13 protein-coding genes are annotated in these 17,248 nt (G+C 60.1%); all 13 read left to right on the top strand.

The genetic code is table 11. The annotated features are described in order from the left end of the window. The first annotated feature begins 19 nt into the window (after positions 1–19). The gene (locus FMM72_RS02595; RefSeq protein ID WP_162220496.1) at positions 20–3,340 is read left to right on the top strand and encodes a PD-(D/E)XK nuclease family protein; all 3,321 of its coding nucleotides are present in this window, start codon (positions 20–22) and stop codon (positions 3,338–3,340) included. After that, positions 3,333–6,857, top strand: coding sequence for a helicase-exonuclease AddAB subunit AddA (gene addA, locus FMM72_RS02590; protein ID WP_160209219.1), 3,525 nt, complete (start codon positions 3,333–3,335; stop codon positions 6,855–6,857). The genes FMM72_RS02595 and addA overlap by 8 nt, the downstream gene beginning before the upstream one ends. Positions 6,858–6,870: 13 nt before the next feature. Continuing rightward, positions 6,871–7,554 (top strand): hypothetical protein, encoded by a 684-nt coding sequence (locus FMM72_RS02585; RefSeq protein WP_162220495.1) that lies wholly within the window; start codon positions 6,871–6,873, stop codon positions 7,552–7,554. A gap of 185 nt (positions 7,555–7,739) precedes the next feature. Further along, entirely contained in the window at positions 7,740–8,270 is a 531-nt protein-coding gene (gene infC, locus FMM72_RS02580; RefSeq protein ID WP_243151578.1) for a translation initiation factor IF-3, read from the top strand. Next, positions 8,263–8,460 (top strand): 50S ribosomal protein L35, encoded by a 198-nt coding sequence (gene rpmI / locus FMM72_RS02575; protein WP_006875909.1) that lies wholly within the window; start codon positions 8,263–8,265, stop codon positions 8,458–8,460. The genes infC and rpmI overlap by 8 nt, the downstream gene beginning before the upstream one ends. 26 nt (positions 8,461–8,486) lie before the next feature. Continuing rightward, a complete protein-coding gene (gene rplT / locus FMM72_RS02570; protein ID WP_006875908.1) occupies positions 8,487–8,840 on the top strand; it encodes a 50S ribosomal protein L20 in 354 nt (117 codons plus the stop codon). Positions 8,841–8,964: 124 nt separating this feature from the next. Beyond that, on the top strand, positions 8,965–9,759 hold the full coding sequence (locus FMM72_RS02565) for a TrmH family RNA methyltransferase (protein ID WP_160209217.1): 795 nt from the start codon (positions 8,965–8,967) through the stop codon (positions 9,757–9,759). Between the two features lie 15 nt (positions 9,760–9,774). Then, on the top strand, positions 9,775–11,022 hold the full coding sequence (gene dprA / locus FMM72_RS02560) for a DNA-processing protein DprA (RefSeq protein ID WP_162220494.1): 1,248 nt from the start codon (positions 9,775–9,777) through the stop codon (positions 11,020–11,022). Positions 11,023–11,108: 86 nt separating this feature from the next. Continuing rightward, a complete protein-coding gene (gene topA, locus FMM72_RS02555; RefSeq protein ID WP_162220493.1) occupies positions 11,109–13,229 on the top strand; it encodes a type I DNA topoisomerase in 2,121 nt (706 codons plus the stop codon). After that, the gene (gene trmFO / locus FMM72_RS02550; RefSeq protein ID WP_162220492.1) at positions 13,226–14,548 is read left to right on the top strand and encodes a methylenetetrahydrofolate--tRNA-(uracil(54)-C(5))-methyltransferase (FADH(2)-oxidizing) TrmFO; all 1,323 of its coding nucleotides are present in this window, start codon (positions 13,226–13,228) and stop codon (positions 14,546–14,548) included. Before topA ends, trmFO begins: the two co-directional genes overlap by 4 nt. Further along, entirely contained in the window at positions 14,545–15,558 is a 1,014-nt protein-coding gene (gene plsX, locus FMM72_RS02545; protein WP_160209213.1) for a phosphate acyltransferase PlsX, read from the top strand. Before trmFO ends, plsX begins: the two co-directional genes overlap by 4 nt. Then, entirely contained in the window at positions 15,555–16,253 is a 699-nt protein-coding gene (rnc, locus tag FMM72_RS02540; RefSeq protein ID WP_162220491.1) for a ribonuclease III, read from the top strand. Before plsX ends, rnc begins: the two co-directional genes overlap by 4 nt. Beyond that, positions 16,250–17,248, top strand: coding sequence for an elongator complex protein 3 (locus FMM72_RS02535; RefSeq protein ID WP_162220490.1), 999 nt, complete (start codon positions 16,250–16,252; stop codon positions 17,246–17,248). The genes rnc and FMM72_RS02535 overlap by 4 nt, the downstream gene beginning before the upstream one ends.

Raw genomic sequence — 17,248 nt, 5'->3', positions numbered from 1 at the left:
TGGAAAGGAGGAAGCGGCGATGCTGCATTTGATTTTTGGCATGGCCGGCGCCGGCAAGACGACGCTGCTGCATGAACGCATCGCCGATTGTGTATCGGGCGGCGGCAGGGCGATCCTGCTGGTGCCGGAGCAGTATTCGTTTGAGAGCGAAAAGGCGCTCTACCGGCGATTGGGCGCGCGCGGCGCTTTACAGGTGGAGGTGCTCAGCTTTACGCGCCTTTGCGACCGGATTTTGCGGGAATATGGCGGGCTTGCGGGCGTGCATTTAGAGGACGCCGCGAAATATCTTTTGATGAGCGTGGCGCTCGGCGAGGTGGGCGGCGCGCTCAAGGCCTATGGAAAAAACGCGGCGAACGCCGCGTTTGCGGCCTCGATGTGCGAACAGATCAGCGAGCTGAAGGCAGCCGGAGCATCTTCTGAGGATCTGCGCGGCGCGGCGCAGGATTTGGGCGGCGCGTTTGGGGACAAGCTTTCAGATATCGCGCTTATTTTTGACGCGTATCAGGCGGTGATCGAACGTGGCTACAGCGATCCGGACGATTGCCTCACACGCGCTTGCAAACGCCTGGAGGGACGAAATTTTTTTGCGGGATATGATGTGTTTATCGATGGCTTTATGGCCTTTATGGGTGCGGAATGGAAGCTTTTGAAATTTGTGCTGGCAGACAGCCCGCATGTATGGGCCGCGCTGACCTGTATGGGCCTTTGGCAGGGCGACGGGACCGGCGCGCTCGCCTGCGCGGCGCATACGGCGGCGCGCCTTGTGCGCGCCGCGCGGGAGGCGGGCGCGGCTGTGGCCGCGCCCGTTTTGCTGGAAACACCGCGCCGCTTCGCATCCGGCGCGCTCGCATGGATTGCGCAGGCGTATCCGCAGGAGACGCCTGCGCCATACGACGGCGCGCCGGACGGCGTGCGGATTGCGGCATGTGAGGACGCATACGACGAAATCGAATATATTGCCGGGGAAATCTGCGCGCTTGTCCGCGAGAAGGGATACCGCTATCGCGACATTGCGCTGATCGGGCGCGGTTTGGAACCGTATCTTGTTCCGCTGGAAACGGTATTCGGCCGGTATGATATTCCATATTTTGCTGACCGCCGCGTTGATATACAGGTCCATCCGCTCGTAAACGGGATCTTCTGCGCACTTGACGCGGCGCGCGGCCGTTTTGACAGCGAGGCGGTGCTTGCGCTTGCAAAAACATGCATTTCCGGGGTTGACGCCGTGGATGCAGGGCTGTTGGAAAATTACTGCTTTACCTGGGGCGTATCCGGTGCAGCGTGGGCCGCGTCGTTTGAAAATAATCCCGACGGCATGGAGGGTGCGTTTTCCGACGAGCAGCGCGAACGCCTTTTGCGGATCAACGCCGCGCGCGCCGCGCTGATCGAGCCGCTGGAACGGCTGGCGGACAGCCTGCGCGGCTGCGATGGGCGCGGCTTTGCGCGCGCAATCTATTCCTATTTGGAACAGGTTGACGCTGCGCGCCGTTTGCAGGACTATGCCGGGGAAATGGAAGAGGGGGAAGCGCGACGTTTTCTCGATTTAAGCGCGCAGGTCTGGGACGCGGTGATCGGTCTGCTCGATGTGTTCGGCGGTGCGCTCGCCGGCGTTTCGCTGCCACTTGCCCGGCTGACAGACCTGCTGCGTTTGGGCGTATCCACGGTTGATATCGGTTCGCTGCCCCAGACAATCGACCAGGTGATCGCCGGTACAGCCGACCGTATCCGTCCGAACGCGCCGCGCGCAGTCTTTGTCATCGGGCTGAACGAGGGCACGTTCCCGCTGTGGAGCAGTCCGTCCGGCATTTTTTCAGCCGCTGAGCGTGAGCGCCTGCGCACACAGGGGGTTGACCTGCTGCGCACACCGGAGCAGACGGCGTTTTTTGAACGGTATTATGTCTATTTTGCCCTGACGCAGGCGTCCGATGCGCTTTGGCTGACCTATCCGCTGCGCGATGCGGCGGGGGCCGCGCGCGCGGCCTCGTCCGCTGTGGACGAGGTGCGCGCCCTTGTGGGCGCGCCGGCGCGCGGCTCTACCGGCGGCGCGCTGGCGCGCGCCGCCGGCGAACGCTCCGCCTTTGACGCAATGATGCGCCATTGGCGCGACGATACGCCGGAAACGGCGGTACTATGCAGCTATTTTGCACAGCGGGACCCGGCGCGTATGCGCATGCTCCAGGCGCTGGGCGCGCCGCGCTCTTTCAGCCTGGAAAGCCGCGGCGCGGCGCGTGCACTGTTCGGAACGCGTATGCGTATCTCTCCGTCGCGTGCTGAATTGTATTATGAGTGTCCGTTTTCCTATTTCTGCCGGGTCGGTCTGCGTCTGCGCCCGCGCCGCCGCGCGGAATTTAATCCGATTGAATCCGGCTCGCTGATTCATCTGGTGCTTGAAAAAATTGTGAAGAAATACGGCGGCCGCGGCCTTTCCCAGCTCGACGGCGACCTGCTGCGCAGCGAGATTACAGCGATCATCGACGCGGATTTAAAGGCGCGCATCGCCAATTACGACGAGATGCCTGCGCGCTTTAAATATCTGTTCCGCCGCCTGGTCGGCACGCTTCAGCGTTTGATTGAGCGGCTGGCGCTTGAGTTTGGCCAAAGCGCGTTTGAACCTGTGGCGTTTGAGCTTCCCATTGGGCTTGACGCGCCGGTGCAGCCGCTCGACCTGCGCGCGCCGGATGGGACGCGTGTGATCGTCGAAGGGATTGTGGACCGCGTCGACGTGCTCGAACAGGATGGGAACAAATATGTGCGTGTCGTCGATTATAAATCGGGCGCGAAAACATTCAGCCTTTCCGATATCTGCTATGGACTGAATATGCAGATGCTGATCTATCTCTTTTCCATCTGTGAGGCAGACGGCGCCGTGCCGGCCGGTGTGCTCTACATGCCCGCGCGCGACAGCGTTATACCAGCAGAGAGAAACGCGTCCGGTGAGGAAATTCAGGCGCAGCGGCTCAAACGGCTGCGGATGAACGGCATTCTGCTGGAGGAGCGCTCTGTGCTCTCGGCCATGGAGCCGAATCTCGCGGGCGTGTTTATCCCGGTCAAAACAAAGAAGGACGGCAGCTTTGACGCGCGCAGTTCTCTGGCGTCGCTGGAACAGATGGGGCTGATCCGGCGCGAGGTGGAACGCCATTTGATCGGGATCGCACAGGGGCTTGCCGATGGGAAAATCGGCGCGGAGCCGGTCGAAGGGCTTTCCGATTACAGGCCGTGCGACTGGTGCGACTATCACGCTGTCTGCGGCCACGAGGACGGCGACGCGGTGCGCCGCCTCGCGGAGCTTGACCGCGCTGAAGCGATGAAACGAATGGAGGAGGGGACGGGCGATGGCTGAACGCCAATGGACGCCGCAGCAGGCGGATGCAATCGCCGCGCGCGGCGGAACCGTGCTTGTGTCGGCCGCGGCGGGAAGCGGCAAAACAGCCGTGCTGGTTGAGCGCGTCGTCGGACGCATCCTCGACGAAAACAATCCGGTCGATGCGGACCGTCTGCTGGTCGTTACGTTTTCAAATGCGGCGGCGCTTGAGATGAAACAGCGCATCATGGCGCGCATGTCCGAGCTGATCGCGGCGCATCCGGAGGACCGCCGCCTGCGCCGGCAGCAGCTTCTGCTTGGGCGCGCACAGATCAGTACGATCCATTCCTTCTGCCTGGAGCTGATCCGCAGCAATTTCCAGGCGCTCGGCATCGCGTCGAACACGCGCGCCGCCGACGAGCGCGAACTGGAAATTATGCGGCGCGACTGCGCGCGCGCGTGTATCGAACAATTTCTGTCCGGCGACGAGGGTGGCAGGTTTTCTCAGCTTGTGGAGCTATTAAGCGCGGGCCGCGACGACCGCCGAGTGTTTGATACGCTGTTTTCACTCTATGATTTTGTGCGCGCGCATCCATTCTATAACGATTGGCTGGACGATAAGCTCGCCTATTACGGCGAAGGTGTGCGCGCGGCCGATTCCATCTGGGGGCGCTGTATTCTCGACTATGCGAAAGGCGCGCTGGCACATGCGACGTCCCTGCTGCGCCGCGCGCTCGCGCTGGCTGCGCAGGACGAGGCTGTACAGGCGGCGTATGGCGCCGCGCTTTCCAGCGATCTGTTGCAGCTTGAACAAACTTTTGCCGCCGTGTCGGCGCGCGACTGGGACCGCGTGCAGGAACGGCTGCGCCTGTTCATATTTGAAAAGCTGCGTCCGCTGCGCGGCGATAGCCCGCAGAAAAGCGCCGTGCAGGCGCTTCGCAAAAGCGTGCGCGCCATTGTGGAGGAGCTGCGCGACCGCCAGTTTTGCGCTTCGTCGGCCGAGTTTTTGGACGATGTGGCGTTTTTACGGCCAATGGTATCGCTGCTGTTTGATCTGACGCGCGCCTTTGACCGCCTGTTCACGGAGCAGAAGCAGCAAAAATATCTGATGGACTTTTCCGATATGGAACAGTATGCAATTTTGCTGCTTGTGAAAAAAGCCGGTCCGGGCTATGCAAAGACGGAGCTTGCGCGGGCGGCGGGCACGCTTTATGACGAGGTGCTCATCGATGAATTTCAGGACACGAACGCCGCGCAGGAGATCATTTTCCGCGCCGTATCGCAGAATGAAAGCAACCTGTTTATGGTCGGCGACGTCAAGCAGAGCATCTACCGGTTCCGGCAGGCGATGCCGGAACTGTTTATGGAAAAGAAGAAACGCTTCGCGCCATACGACGGAACGACGTTCCCGGCCAAAATCGTGCTGGGGAAAAATTTCCGCAGTGCGCCGGCCGTGACCGGCTGCGTCAATTTTTTCTTTTCACAGCTCATGAGCAGTGAAATCGGCGAGGTGGATTATAATCAGGAGGAGGCGCTCTCGCCGGGCGCGTCTTTTCCGGAGGAAATCGAGGCGGGCTGTACGCTGCGCCTAATTGATGCGTCGCAGTATGCCGGGGAGCTGGACCGCACGCAGCTTGAGGCGCGGGATGTCGCGGAACAGATCGCCGGGATGCTGGAGCGCGGCGACCTTGTTGCGGACGGCGGCGTGACAAGGCGCGTGCGGCCGTCGGATATCTGTGTACTTCTGCGTTCGCCCGCACAGAAGGCGCAGGCGTATTTCGACGCGCTCACACGCCGCGGCGTGCCGGTTTGGGCGGAGCCGAAAAGCGGGTTTCTGACGTCGCGTGAAATCGCGCCGGTCATTGCGCTGCTGCGTGTGCTCAGCAATCCGACACTCGATATTGATCTTGCCTCGGCGCTGTTGTCGCCGCTGTTCGGCCTGACAGCCGACGAGCTGACGCAGATCCGCCTGGCAGACCGGCGCGCGCCGCTTTACATCGCGGCCGCAAGGGCCGCCGGGGCAGGCGATCCGCGCGCGGCGAACGCGGTCGATACGATCGCGCGGCTGCGCCGTTTTGCAGCCAACGCCACAGCCGATGCTGTAATCCGCAAAATCTATGAGGAATGCGATTATATGGGCAAGGTGCAGGCGATGCGTATGGGGCAGGCGCGGCGTGCGAATCTGCTGCTGCTTGTCCAATATGCGTGTGATTATCATGCGGGCGGTTACAGGGGATTGAGCGGCTTTGTCGGCTTTGTGGACCGCCTGATCGACCGCGGCGGCGATTTTGCCCCAGCGGCGAGTATGTCCGAGCAGGCCGACGTAGTGCGCGTCATGAGCATCCACCGGTCGAAGGGGTTGGAATTTCCGATCGTATTCCTTTGCGATACGGCCAAGCGGTTTAACCGCGAGGATTTAAACGGCAGCACACTGCTGCATTCGGAGCTTGGGTTTGCATGTGTGCGGCGCGACTTTGAGATGATGAAGCAGTACACAACCGTACCGATGCAGGCGTTGCGTTTGGAGCTTGAGCGGTCGATGCTTTCGGAGGAGCTGCGTGTATTGTATGTGGCGCTCACGCGCGCCAAGCAGCGCATCGTCATCACGGGCGTGGTGACGAAACTGGAGGAACGGCTGTGCGCGCTTGCGTCTGAGAGCGGGATTGAAAGGAAACTGCCGCCATATCAGGTGCGCGGCGCAGCCGCTTACCTTGACTGGATTTTGATGGCGGCGGCGCGCCATCCCGTATTGGCCGCGCGCTTCGATCTGACAGGCGCGCTGGCGGAGGTATCCGGGGCGCCGCTTGCATTCGAGCTGAAAGCGGCGGCCGATGGCGGACCGGAGGCGGAAAAAACCGGCGAAACAAGGTTGGCCGTGCCGGACGGGCCGGCGCTGGAGGCGCTGCGGCGCCAGTTGGCGTTTCGTTATCCGTTTGAGGCGCAGACAAAAATTCCGACAAAGATGGCTGTTTCACAGCTTGCGGGCGGCGCGTATGCGGCGTCCTACCGTTTTCAGGCGCGGCCAACGTTTTTGCAGGGCGACGGGCTGACTGGCGCGCAGCGGGGAAACGCACTGCACAAATTTATGCAGTTCTCCGATTATCATGCCGCCGCGCGTGATGCTTCGGGCGAGATCGCGCGCATGGCGCAGGAGGGATTTCTTTCGCAGCAGGAGGCGGATTCGATCCGCGCGGATCGCGTGCGCGCGTTCTTTTCCTCGCGGCTGGCCGCGCGCATTTTTTCGGCCAAGCAGGTCTGGCGGGAGCTGCGCTTTCTGGTGGAAGCCGGCGAGCGGGAGCTTGGCGCGTACAGCGCGCTGTTTACAAACGGCGGCGAAACAGCGATCCAGGGCGTCGCTGACTGCGTGTTCCTGGAGGAGGACGGCGCGGTCGTCGTCGATTATAAAACGGACCGCGTCAAAACGCCTGACGAGCTGCGCGAGCGGTATCATGTGCAGCTCGCCCTCTATCGAAACGCGCTGACAGAGGCGCTCGGCGTGCCGATTAAGGAATGCGTGCTGTATTCGTTTGCGCTGTCCTGTGAGATCGTATTGTGAAAGGGGAATCGCCATGCAGAGCCAACAACCCGGCGTGCTTGGGCCGGCCATGCCGCAAGCCGGAAGACAAACCCTGAGCCGCGCGGACGCGGCGATGTTTGCAGACGGGTTCCCGAAACAGCTGCGCGCGTCCGTCTGCTGTGTCTGCGGCCGAATCCCAATGCGCACCTATCATAATGCCGGTTCGGCGGCGAGTGAGGAGCCGTTTTCCTGGCTGCTGCCGGACGGGCAGGCGATTGCCTTTCCGTACCGCCTGTATATTCTTGACAGCGTGCCGGCCAGCGTTTTCACACCTGTGCAGCAAACGATTTACCACTGCCTGTTTTCAAGAAGCTGCGATGGCTTTGTCCGGGAACGCCATATTGGCGCGCTTTTGGAGGGGGAACCGCCGCTGTGGGCCATACCTTATATTCTAAAGGTATGCGATGAGTACGTCGTCGAAATTTTGGAGCTGATCTATAGCCGCCTTGCCCAAAGGGATACAAAATGGTACCGGCAGTTGTTCAGCTTAAATCCGCGCGCGCTCCTGTCAGGCTACAGCAGGATGATCAGCTATTGGAATGAGTATTACAGGGAACGTTGGAGCAGCTACCGGCAGTATGTGAGATACCGGCTTTACAGGGAATGCTTCGGGTATACAGACGCCCTGGCCGGAGGGTGCAAAACAGGACTTGACAGGCGGGAACCGGCGTGCTAAAATAGACCAGTAAAGAAAGTGGAGCAGGATCCTGTTCTCACCTCGCCGCCAGCGGGCGGCTGGTCAATACAGCTTGCCGGTTGCGGCAAGGTATGTTTGATTGTTGAGCGTGGGGAAGGTATGCCCCGCGCTTAATTTATTTGTTTGAATCGGTTTTGGAGGTGTTTCGTATTAGCAGCAAGGATTTGCTCATCAACGAGGAGATCAGAGACAAGGAGGTCCGTCTGGTCGGCACGCAGGGCGAGCAGCTCGGCATTGTGCCGTTGGCAACTGCGCAGAACATGGCCATTGAGAAAAATATGGACCTTGTGAAGATTGCTCCTCAGGCCACGCCGCCCGTCTGCAAGATTATGGACTACGGCAAGTTCAAATTCGAGCAGGCCAAGCGCGAGAAGGAAGCCCGCAAAAATCAGAAGGTGATCGAGATCAAGGAGATTCGCCTCTCCTTAAATATCGATACAAACGATTTTAACACCAAGGTCAACCGTGCCATCAAGTTCTTGGAGGGCGGCGACAAGGTAAAGGCTGCCCTGCGCTTCCGCGGACGTGAGATGGCGCATCCGGAGCTGGGTACAAACATTATGAAACGCTTTACCGAGGCTGTAGCCGAGTACGGCAATGTGGAAAAGCTGCCGAAAATGGAAGGCCGCAGCATGGTGATGTTCATTTCGCCCAAGCCCGTAACAACCACCAAGGGAGGAAATAAAAATGCCTAAGCTGAAAACTCATACCGGTGCGAAAAAACGCTTCAAGCTGACCAAAAACGGAAAGGTCAAGCGCGCCCACGCCTATAAGTCCCACATCCTCACCAAGAAGGACACCAAGCGTACACGCCGCCTGCGCCATTCCACCTATGCGGACAAGACGAATGTGGCGACAATCAAACTGCTCGTTCCTTATAAATAATCGGAAGTTGACGGAGGTATACGGATATGGCACGTGTTAAGGGCGCAATGATGACCCGTAAAAGAAGGAAAAAGACACTGAGGCTTGCCAAGGGCTATTTTGGCGCCAAGAGCAAGCTTTTTAAAATGGCAAAACAGCAGGTTATGAAATCCGGAAATTACGCTTTTATCGGCCGCAAGCAGAAAAAGCGCAATTTCCGTAGCCTGTGGATCACCAGGATTTCGGCGGCCTGCCGCACGAACGGCATCAATTACAGCTCGTTCATGAATGGTTTGAAGAAAGCCGGCGTGGAGCTGAACCGGAAGATGCTGTCCGAAATCGCCATCCATGACGCCGCCGCGTTTACGGCGCTTGTTGAAAAGGCAAAGGCCGCCCTTTAATCTTTTAACGCCCGCGTTTTGACCGCGGGCGTGTTTTTATAGCTTTCCCTCCGGCCCGCTCGTGGACGGAGGACAGCGCAATTGTGTGCGCGTTGCTTTTACATGCAAAAAGGGGGGGGGCTGTATGCGCGGGCAGACGATTACTTCGCGTGAAAATCCGGCGGTAAAACAGTATACGGCGCTTGCGTCTTCACGCCGGCGCCGGTACGAGGACGGCTGCTTCACGACCGAAGGCATCAAGCTGACGCTTGAGGCGTTCACAGCGGGTTATACGCCCGAGGCGCTTTTTCTTACACAGGATTTGACGGACAGTGTCAGGCAGCGGCTGGCGCCCGCCGTGTCGGCGTGCCGGCGCATTTATGAGATTTCGCCGTCAGTTGCCGCCAAGCTTGCCGGAGCGGTCAGCCCGCAGGGCGTTTTCGGCGTGTTTGTGATGCTTGACAACAGGGCGCAACCTGTTAAAATAGGCAGTAACGGAAAATATCTCCTGCTTTCCTCGCTACAGGACCCCGGCAACGTGGGGACAATCCTGCGCACCGCGGCCGCGTTTGGGACGGACGGCGTCATTTTGTCGGCGGACTGTCCCGACCTTTACGCGCCCAAGGTGCTGCGCGCATCCATGGGCGGCGTGTTCCGAGCCAGGGCTTGCGTTTCGGACGACCTGGCCGCTTCGATTGCCGCGCTGCGCGCGGCCGGCGTGCCGGTCTGGGCGGCAATGCCGGCGGAAGGCTCTGTTTCGTTGCGGGATGTTTCACTGTATGGCGGCGGCGCAGTTGTCGTTGGAAACGAGGGCGGCGGCATCGCGCCGGAACTTGCGGCGCTCTGCGACGGCGCGCTTACCATCCCGATGGAGCCGGGCTGCGAGTCGCTCAACGCTGCGATGGCCGCCGGTGTGATTCTGTGGGAGATGTACCGTTAGAAAGGAAGGCGCGGTATGACGGACGTGGTTTTCTGGGCTTGGCTACAGGAGGCGATCGGACTTGGCAGCGCCAGGGCGGATAGGGTTATCCGGGAACTTGGTTCACCCGAGGCGCTCTATGGAAAAAGCGCCCGCGAGCTGGAGTCCTTGGAGATGTTCGCGCCAAAGGAGATTGAGCGTCTGCGCGGCACTGCGCTCGACCGGGCGCGGGAGCAGATCAAGACGGCCGAGCGGTTCGGATGTATGGCGATTGGGCCGGATCATCCTGACTATCCCGAAGCTTTGACAAATATCGACGCCATGCCGTGTATATTATATGTTAAGGGTTCTCTGTCCGGCCTTTCGGACGAGCTGGTGATCACAATGGTCGGCACGCGCAGCGCGACCGAATACGGGCTTGCGAGCGCGTATCGCCTTTCCCATGATCTGGCCGCGGCCGGCTGTACGGTTGTGAGCGGCTTGGCGACCGGTATCGACACGGCGTGCCATACGGGCGCTTTGCAGGCGTCTGGACGCACAATCGGGCTGCTGGCCTGCGGGCTTGACGTCGATTATCCGTCAGCCAGCGGCGAACTCAAGCGGCGTATCCTGGACGCGGGCGGCGCGCTTGTCACAGAGTTTCCCTTCGGGACCGGCGTTAACCGCGGCAGCTTCAGCATTCGAAACCGCCTGCTTTCCGGCATCGCCGCGGGTGTTGTGGTGGTCCAGGCCCCGGAACGAAGCGGGGCGCTCATTACGGCGCGTTATGCCCTGCAGCAAAACCGCGATGTATTTGCAGTGCCAGGCGAGATTTTTGATCCGTCGATGGCCGGGTGCAATAAGCTTGCGCGCGATGGCGCCAAGGTGGTTGTCAACGTATACAGCATTCTGGAGGAATATATCGGCCGTTTTCCAAAGCGGATTGACGCGCGCACGGTCGCCGCAAAGATCAAAAGCGCGGACAGGGCCGCCGCGAGGTCGCCGCAAAACGCACCGCGCCGGATAAAAGGCGTCAAGGTCCGCGCGAAGCTGGCCGCCGCGCCAAAGCGGATGGAACCGCCGCGTATGGATGACGGCGAGCTTGCGCAGCAGGGCGTCACCCCGCAGGCGCGCGCCGTTTACGCGCAGCTTGGCGCGCGTGCGCTGGAGCGGGACGAATTGGCCGCGCTGGCTGGTCTGGGCGCGGCTGAGATACTGGCGGCGCTTACAGAGCTGGAATTGGCCGGGTTTGCGCGCGCTGTGGCTGGCGGACGGTATGTTCCGTCAATACCAGACGGCGTTTAAAAAGAATTGAGAAGATACGCGTGTGAGCGCATCATGAATAGAGCGTATTGTTCTGCGGGCGGCTGTTTGCGCGGCCCGGGAAAGGAATGGTTTGTTTGTCCAATCTTGTCATCGTGGAGTCGCCCGCCAAGGCAAAAACGATTAAAAAATACCTAGGCAAGGATTTTGAGGTCGTTGCGTCGATGGGCCATGTCCGCGATCTGCCCAAAAGTAAATTCGGCGTCGATGTCGACCATGATTTTGCGCCGATGTATGTTGATATCAAGGGCAAGGAGGATCTGATCAAGGACCTCAAAAAGGCCGCCAAAAAAAGTGACGCGATTTTTCTTGCAACGGACCCCGACCGCGAAGGCGAGGCGATTTCGTGGCATCTGGCGCAGATGCTTGGCGTCGATATGAACCAGCCTAACCGCGTGACGTTCAACGAGATTACAAAGTCGGGCGTCAAATATGGGATGGATCATCCGCGCACAATCGACGTCAAGCTTGTCGACGCGCAGCAGGCGCGCCGGGTGCTCGACCGGATTGTCGGCTATAAGATCAGCCCGTTTTTGTGGCGCAAGGTGCGAAAGGGCCTGTCAGCCGGGCGCGTGCAGTCTGTGGCGGTGCGCATCATTATGGACCGCGAGGAGGAAATCCGCGCGTTTAAGCAGCAGGAATACTGGAGCATCGACGCAAAACTTGCGGCGAAGGGCCATGCTAAAAAGCCCTTTCCGGCAAAGCTTTACGCCATCGACGGCAAAAAGCTCGAGCTGACGGCGATTCCGGATGAGAAGCGCGCCAGGGAGATTGTCGAGTCGCTTGATGGAGCGGACTATATTGTCAGCAATGTCAAAAAGGGCGTGCGCCGTAAAAGCCCGGCGCCGCCGTTTATCACGTCTACGCTTCAGCAGGAGGCGTCGCGCCGCCTGGGCTACCAGTCGCGGCGCACGATGAAGGTCGCGCAGGAGTTGTACGAGGGCGTCGAGATCGAGGGCATCGGTGCGACGGGCCTGATCACTTATATGCGTACCGATTCGCTGCGTATCTCCGACGAGGCGGCCGAACAGGCGAAAACGTATATAACCGACACATACGGCAAGGAGTACCTGCCTGCGACGCGCCGCGTTTTTAAGACGAAGAAAAACGCGCAGGACGCACACGAGGCGATCCGCCCGTCCGATCCGTCGCTGACGCCCGACCGCGTCAAGAAGGATTTGACGGCCGAACAGTATAAGCTTTATAAGCTGATCTGGGAGCGTTTCATCGCCAGCCAGATGGCCAACGCCTTGCTCGACACGGTGGCGGTCGATATCGAAGCGGCCAATTGTTTGTTTAAAGCGTCCGGCTTCACGGTGAAATTTGACGGCTTTACGGTTCTTTATGAGGAGTCGAAGGACACCGACGATGAAAATACGGCTTCACTGCCGCCGCTGGAGACAGGCAATGCGCTGACGCTCAAGGAGCTGACTCCGAACCAGCACTTCACGCAGCCGCCCGCGCGCTACACGGAGGCGTCGCTGATCAAGACGCTCGAGGAAAACGGCATCGGCCGTCCAAGCACCTATGCGCCGACGATTACGACGATTCTGGCGCGCGGTTATGTTGAGCGCGAAAACAAGTCGCTCAAGCCGACGGCGCTCGGAGAGGTCACAACGAAGCTCATGGAGGAGCAGTTTGCCAAGATCGTCGACGTGACCTTCACCGCGAATATGGAAAAGACGCTCGACGAGGTTGAGGAGGGGAACGTCGATTACCCCAAAATGCTCAGCGGCTTTTACGGCGACTTTATGACGACACTGGAGCAGGCCGAAAAGAATATGGACGGCACGCGCGTCAAGGTGCCCGACGAGGAGACGGACATCGTCTGCGAGCTGTGCGGGCGCAAAATGGTTATCAAGACAGGTCGCTTCGGAAAATTTTTGGCGTGTCCCGGATTTCCCGAGTGCCGCAATACAAAAAAGATCGTCAAGGAAACGGGCGGCCTGTGCCCGGTCTGCGGCGGCAAGGTGCTTGCCAAAAAGTCGAAGAACGGCAAGGGCTACTATGGGTGCGAACACAATCCCCAGTGCCAGTTTATGACATGGGATAAGCCGCTCTCAGAAACGTGTCCAAAGTGCGGGGCCACGCTGTTCCAAAAGACGGGGCGCGGCGCCTTGATCCACTGCCTCAAGGAAGGCTGCGACTATGCGCGTCCGGTCAAACCAAAGAAGGAATCGGACGAATGACGGTCCATGTGATCGGGGCCGGACTGGCCGGGTGCGAAGCCGCGTGGGCGCTGGCAAACCAGGGGATCCGGGTGCGCCTTTACGAGATGAAGCCGCAGCGGTTTTCGCCCGCGCACCACAGTGAACAGTTCGCCGAGCTTGTGTGCTCAAATTCGCTCAAGGCGCGCCGGCTCGGCTCGGCTGCCGGTATGCTCAAGGAGGAAATGCGTATACTCGGCTCGCTGACGGTCGCCTGCGCCGAAGCGACGGGCGTCGCGGCCGGCGGGGCGCTCGCAGTGGACCGCGACGCGTTTTCGGCGCTTGTGACAAAGCATATCCGCGCCCATGCTTTGATCGAGGTTGTGCCCGGCGAAGTGACGGATATCCCGCTCGATCGCCTGACGGTGATCGCGACCGGGCCGCTCACATCGGACGCGCTCGCGGCGCGCATCTGTGAATTGTGCGGCGGGACGCTCAGCTTTTACGACGCGGCCGCGCCGATCGTGACGTATGAATCGCTTGATCTGGACAGGGTGTTTTTCGCCGCGCGCTATGGCCGCGGAGACGACGATTATATCAACTGCCCCTTTAATAAAGAGGAGTACGAGGCGTTTTATGAGGCGCTGCGTACAGCCGAGCCTGCGCCGCTGCACGACTTTGACCAGGCTGAAAAACGTGTGTACGAGGGCTGTATGCCGATTGAAATCATGGCGCGGCGTGGCCCGGATACGATCCGCTACGGCCCGCTCAAGCCGGTCGGCCTGCGCGACCCGCGCACAGGCCATCGCCCGTGGGCAGTTGTGCAGCTGCGCCGCGAGAACAGCGCAGGCACGCTCTATAATCTTGTCGGGTTTCAGACGAACCTGCGCTTTGGCGAGCAAAAGCGCGTCTTTTCCATGATCCCCGGCCTTGCGCACGCGGAATTTATGCGTTACGGCGTGATGCACCGCAATACGTTTATCGGGTCGCCGTGGCTGCTTGATGAAACGATGCGGATGCGCGAGCATGACCGGATTTATTTTGCCGGGCAGATCACCGGCGTGGAGGGATACATGGAATCGGCGATGTCGGGCATCCTAACAGGCAGACAGATTGCGCGGCGCTTACAGGGAAAAGAGCCTCTGAAGCTGCCGCTTGACTGTATGTGCGGCGCGCTGTTGCGGTATGTTTCCGGGCCGGCCTGCGCCGATTTCCAGCCGATGGGCGCGAATATGGGGCTTCTGCCGCCGCTTGACGAGCGGATGAAGGACAAGCAGCAGCGATATTTGCTGATCGCACAGCGGGGGCTTGCTCATCTCAGGCAGACACTGGTTGACAGTCAGGAGGTTATAACGGTATGAGGGTGATTGTGGACGCCTTCGGCGGCGACAACGCGCCGCTTGAAATTTTAAAGGGCTGCGCGATGGCTGTACAGGAGTATGGGGTTGATATCATCGCGTGCGGAAGCGAGCGCGTGATCCGCGATGTATGTGAAAAGAATAAGATTTCGCTCGACCGCATTTCGATCGCTGATGTGGAAAAGGTCATCCCGGTCGAGGTTGAGTCGACGGAGATTGTCAAATCATACGACGACTGTACAATGGCGGTCGGGCTGAAGATGCTTGCCAACGGCGAGGGCGACGCGTTTGTTTCCGCGGGCAGCACCGGGGCGATCGTCGTCGGCGCGTCGCTGTTTGTCAAGCGCATCAAGGGCATCAAGCGCGCGGCGCTTGCGACGGTCATTCCGTCGCAGAACGGCTGTTATATGCTGCTTGACATGGGCGCGAACACGGAATGCCGTCCGGAGATGCTTGTGCAGTTCGGCATTATGGGGAGCGCGTATATGGAGCATGTCATGGGCGTTAAAAATCCGCGCGTCGGCCTGATCAACATCGGCGCGGAGGAAACGAAGGGTATGGAGCTGCAGGTGCAGGCGCATCAGCAGTTTCAAAACGCGCCGGTCAATTTCATCGGGAACATCGAGCCGCGCGACCTTCCGTTTACACGCTGCGACGTAGCGGTGGCCGACGGCTTTACAGGCAACATCGTCCTCAAGCTCACGGAGGGGCTTGGCTCGTGGTTCGCGAAGGAATTGAAGGACGTATTGTTTCGGAATTTTGTTTCAAAAATTGGAACGCTGTTTGTAGCCAAAGGCGTTGTGGCGTTCAAAAAGAAGATGGACTATACCGAATACGGCGGCGCGCCGCTTATGGGCATTACACGACCGGTCATCAAGGCGCACGGCAGTTCGAACGCCAAGGCGTTTAAAAACGCCATCCGCCAGGCCAAGGAATACACCGAGCGTGGCGTAATCACGGAGATCGTCGGTTCGCTCGCGCAGCTCAAGGCGCGCGGGGGCGCCAGCCTGTGAGGCCCGGGCAGGAGGGCGCGTCTGCAAGCGCCTTAGAGGGCCGTATCGGTTATACGTTTCAAAATGGGCGGTATCTCGATATTGCCCTGACGCATTCTTCGTATGCCAATGAAGTAAAAAAGAATATTTCCAGCAACGAGCGGCAGGAATTTTTGGGCGACGCAGTGCTTTCGATCGTCGTGTCGGACTACCTGTTCCACACATATCATCTGGCGGAGGGCGATTTGACGAAGCTGCGCGCCGCACTCGTCTGTGAAAAATCGCTGTGGGAATTTTCACAGGCGCTCGGTCTCGGCGATTTTCTCAAACTCGGCCGCGGCGAGGAGATGATGGGCGGACGGACCCGGCCATCGATTCTGGCCGACGCGTTTGAGGCGCTGATCGCAGCGATTTATCTCGACGGCGGTATCGAGCCTGCGCGCAGGTTTGTGCTGGGCTATATCGTCGACGCGCTGGAAAACCGCGACGATCTGGCGTTCAGCGACTATAAGACGATGCTTCAGGAGATCATCCAGAAAAATCCGGAGGAGAGGCTCTCCTATGTGCTTGTCAACGAGTCGGGACCCGATCACAACAAAAAGTTTATGGTCGAGGTGCGTCTTAACAGCAACGTGATCGGCGTTGGCTGCGGCGGCAGCAAAAAAAGCGCCGAGCAGGCGGCCGCGCGCGAGGCGCTCAAGCTGATGGGCCGATGAAGCATGCCAACGTTTCGGTGTTCGTGCCGCACGCGGGCTGTCCGCATCAATGCAGCTTCTGCGATCAGCGCGCTATTTCAGGCGCGCGGGACGCGCCTGACGGCGCGGCCGTGGCCGCGCTGTGCGCACGTGCCGAAAGGGAGCTTGCGCAGAAGGGCCGCACGGCGCAGATCGCGTTTTTCGGCGGCAGTTTTACGGCAGTCTCACGCCCATATATGATCGAGCTGCTTGAAGCGGCGCGGCCGTTTCTTGGGCGGGGCGTGTTCACGGGCGTGCGCGTTTCCACGCGTCCAGACTGCATCGACGATGAAACGCTTGACACGCTCACGCGTTACGGCGTTACGGCTGTCGAGCTTGGCGCGCAGAGCATGGACGACGCGGTGCTTTCCAAAAACGGGCGCGGCCACACGGCAGACGATACAAATCGCGCGTCCGCGCTTGTGCGGGCGCACGGGCTGGAACTGGGCCTTCAGATGATGACGGGGCTTTACGGCGCAAACGAGGTGTCCGATTTGATGTCCGCGCGTCTGATTGCGGCGCTTATGCCGGCGACGGTGCGCGTCTATCCGACGCTTGTGCTGGAGGGGACACGGCTCGCGGCGCTTTGGCGCGCGGGCCTTTACCGCCCACAGACGCATGAGGAGGCTGCGGCGCTCGGCGCGCGTTTGCTCGAATTTTTCGAGGCGTGCGGCGTGCGGGTCATCCGCATGGGGCTGCACGCACAGCCGTCGCTTGCCGAACATTTGCTCGCCGGGCCGTATCATCCGGCGTTCCGGGAGCTGTGCGAGGGCGCGCTCCTGTACGGATGTGCCGAACGCCTGTTAAGCGGGCGGCCGCCGGGACGGTACCGCCTGCATATCGCGCCGAAAAGCGTATCAAAGCTGTGCGGGCATGGCGCGCGGCCGGCCCAGCGGCTGCGCGCGATGGGATACGATATTATAATCAGGCCGGACGCCGGGGTGTGCGGCCTGGATGTCAAAGTGGAGGATGTGTAG

This window comes from Anaerotruncus colihominis, from assembly GCF_010206195.1.
GTDB classification, from domain to species: domain Bacteria; phylum Bacillota; class Clostridia; order Oscillospirales; family Ruminococcaceae; genus Anaerotruncus; species Anaerotruncus colihominis_A.
The sequence above is the reverse complement of the archived record's forward strand: the minus strand, read 5'-3'. Positions and strand labels throughout refer to the sequence as shown.

Excerpts from the sequence above, each read along its gene's own strand:
- FMM72_RS02595 (WP_162220496.1), top strand. The coding sequence starts at position 20 with ATGCTGCATTTGATTTTTGGCATGGCCGGCGCCGGCAAGACGACGCTG.
- addA (WP_160209219.1), top strand. The coding sequence starts at position 3,333 with ATGGCTGAACGCCAATGGACGCCGCAGCAGGCGGATGCAATCGCCGCG.
- FMM72_RS02585 (WP_162220495.1), top strand. The coding sequence starts at position 6,871 with ATGCAGAGCCAACAACCCGGCGTGCTTGGGCCGGCCATGCCGCAAGCC.
- rpmI (WP_006875909.1), top strand. The coding sequence starts at position 8,263 with ATGCCTAAGCTGAAAACTCATACCGGTGCGAAAAAACGCTTCAAGCTG.
- rplT (WP_006875908.1), top strand. The coding sequence starts at position 8,487 with ATGGCACGTGTTAAGGGCGCAATGATGACCCGTAAAAGAAGGAAAAAG.
- FMM72_RS02565 (WP_160209217.1), top strand. The coding sequence starts at position 8,965 with ATGCGCGGGCAGACGATTACTTCGCGTGAAAATCCGGCGGTAAAACAG.
- dprA (WP_162220494.1), top strand. The coding sequence starts at position 9,775 with ATGACGGACGTGGTTTTCTGGGCTTGGCTACAGGAGGCGATCGGACTT.
- topA (WP_162220493.1), top strand. The coding sequence starts at position 11,109 with ATGGTTTGTTTGTCCAATCTTGTCATCGTGGAGTCGCCCGCCAAGGCA.
- trmFO (WP_162220492.1), top strand. The coding sequence starts at position 13,226 with ATGACGGTCCATGTGATCGGGGCCGGACTGGCCGGGTGCGAAGCCGCG.
- plsX (WP_160209213.1), top strand. The coding sequence starts at position 14,545 with ATGAGGGTGATTGTGGACGCCTTCGGCGGCGACAACGCGCCGCTTGAA.
- FMM72_RS02535 (WP_162220490.1), top strand. The coding sequence starts at position 16,250 with ATGAAGCATGCCAACGTTTCGGTGTTCGTGCCGCACGCGGGCTGTCCG.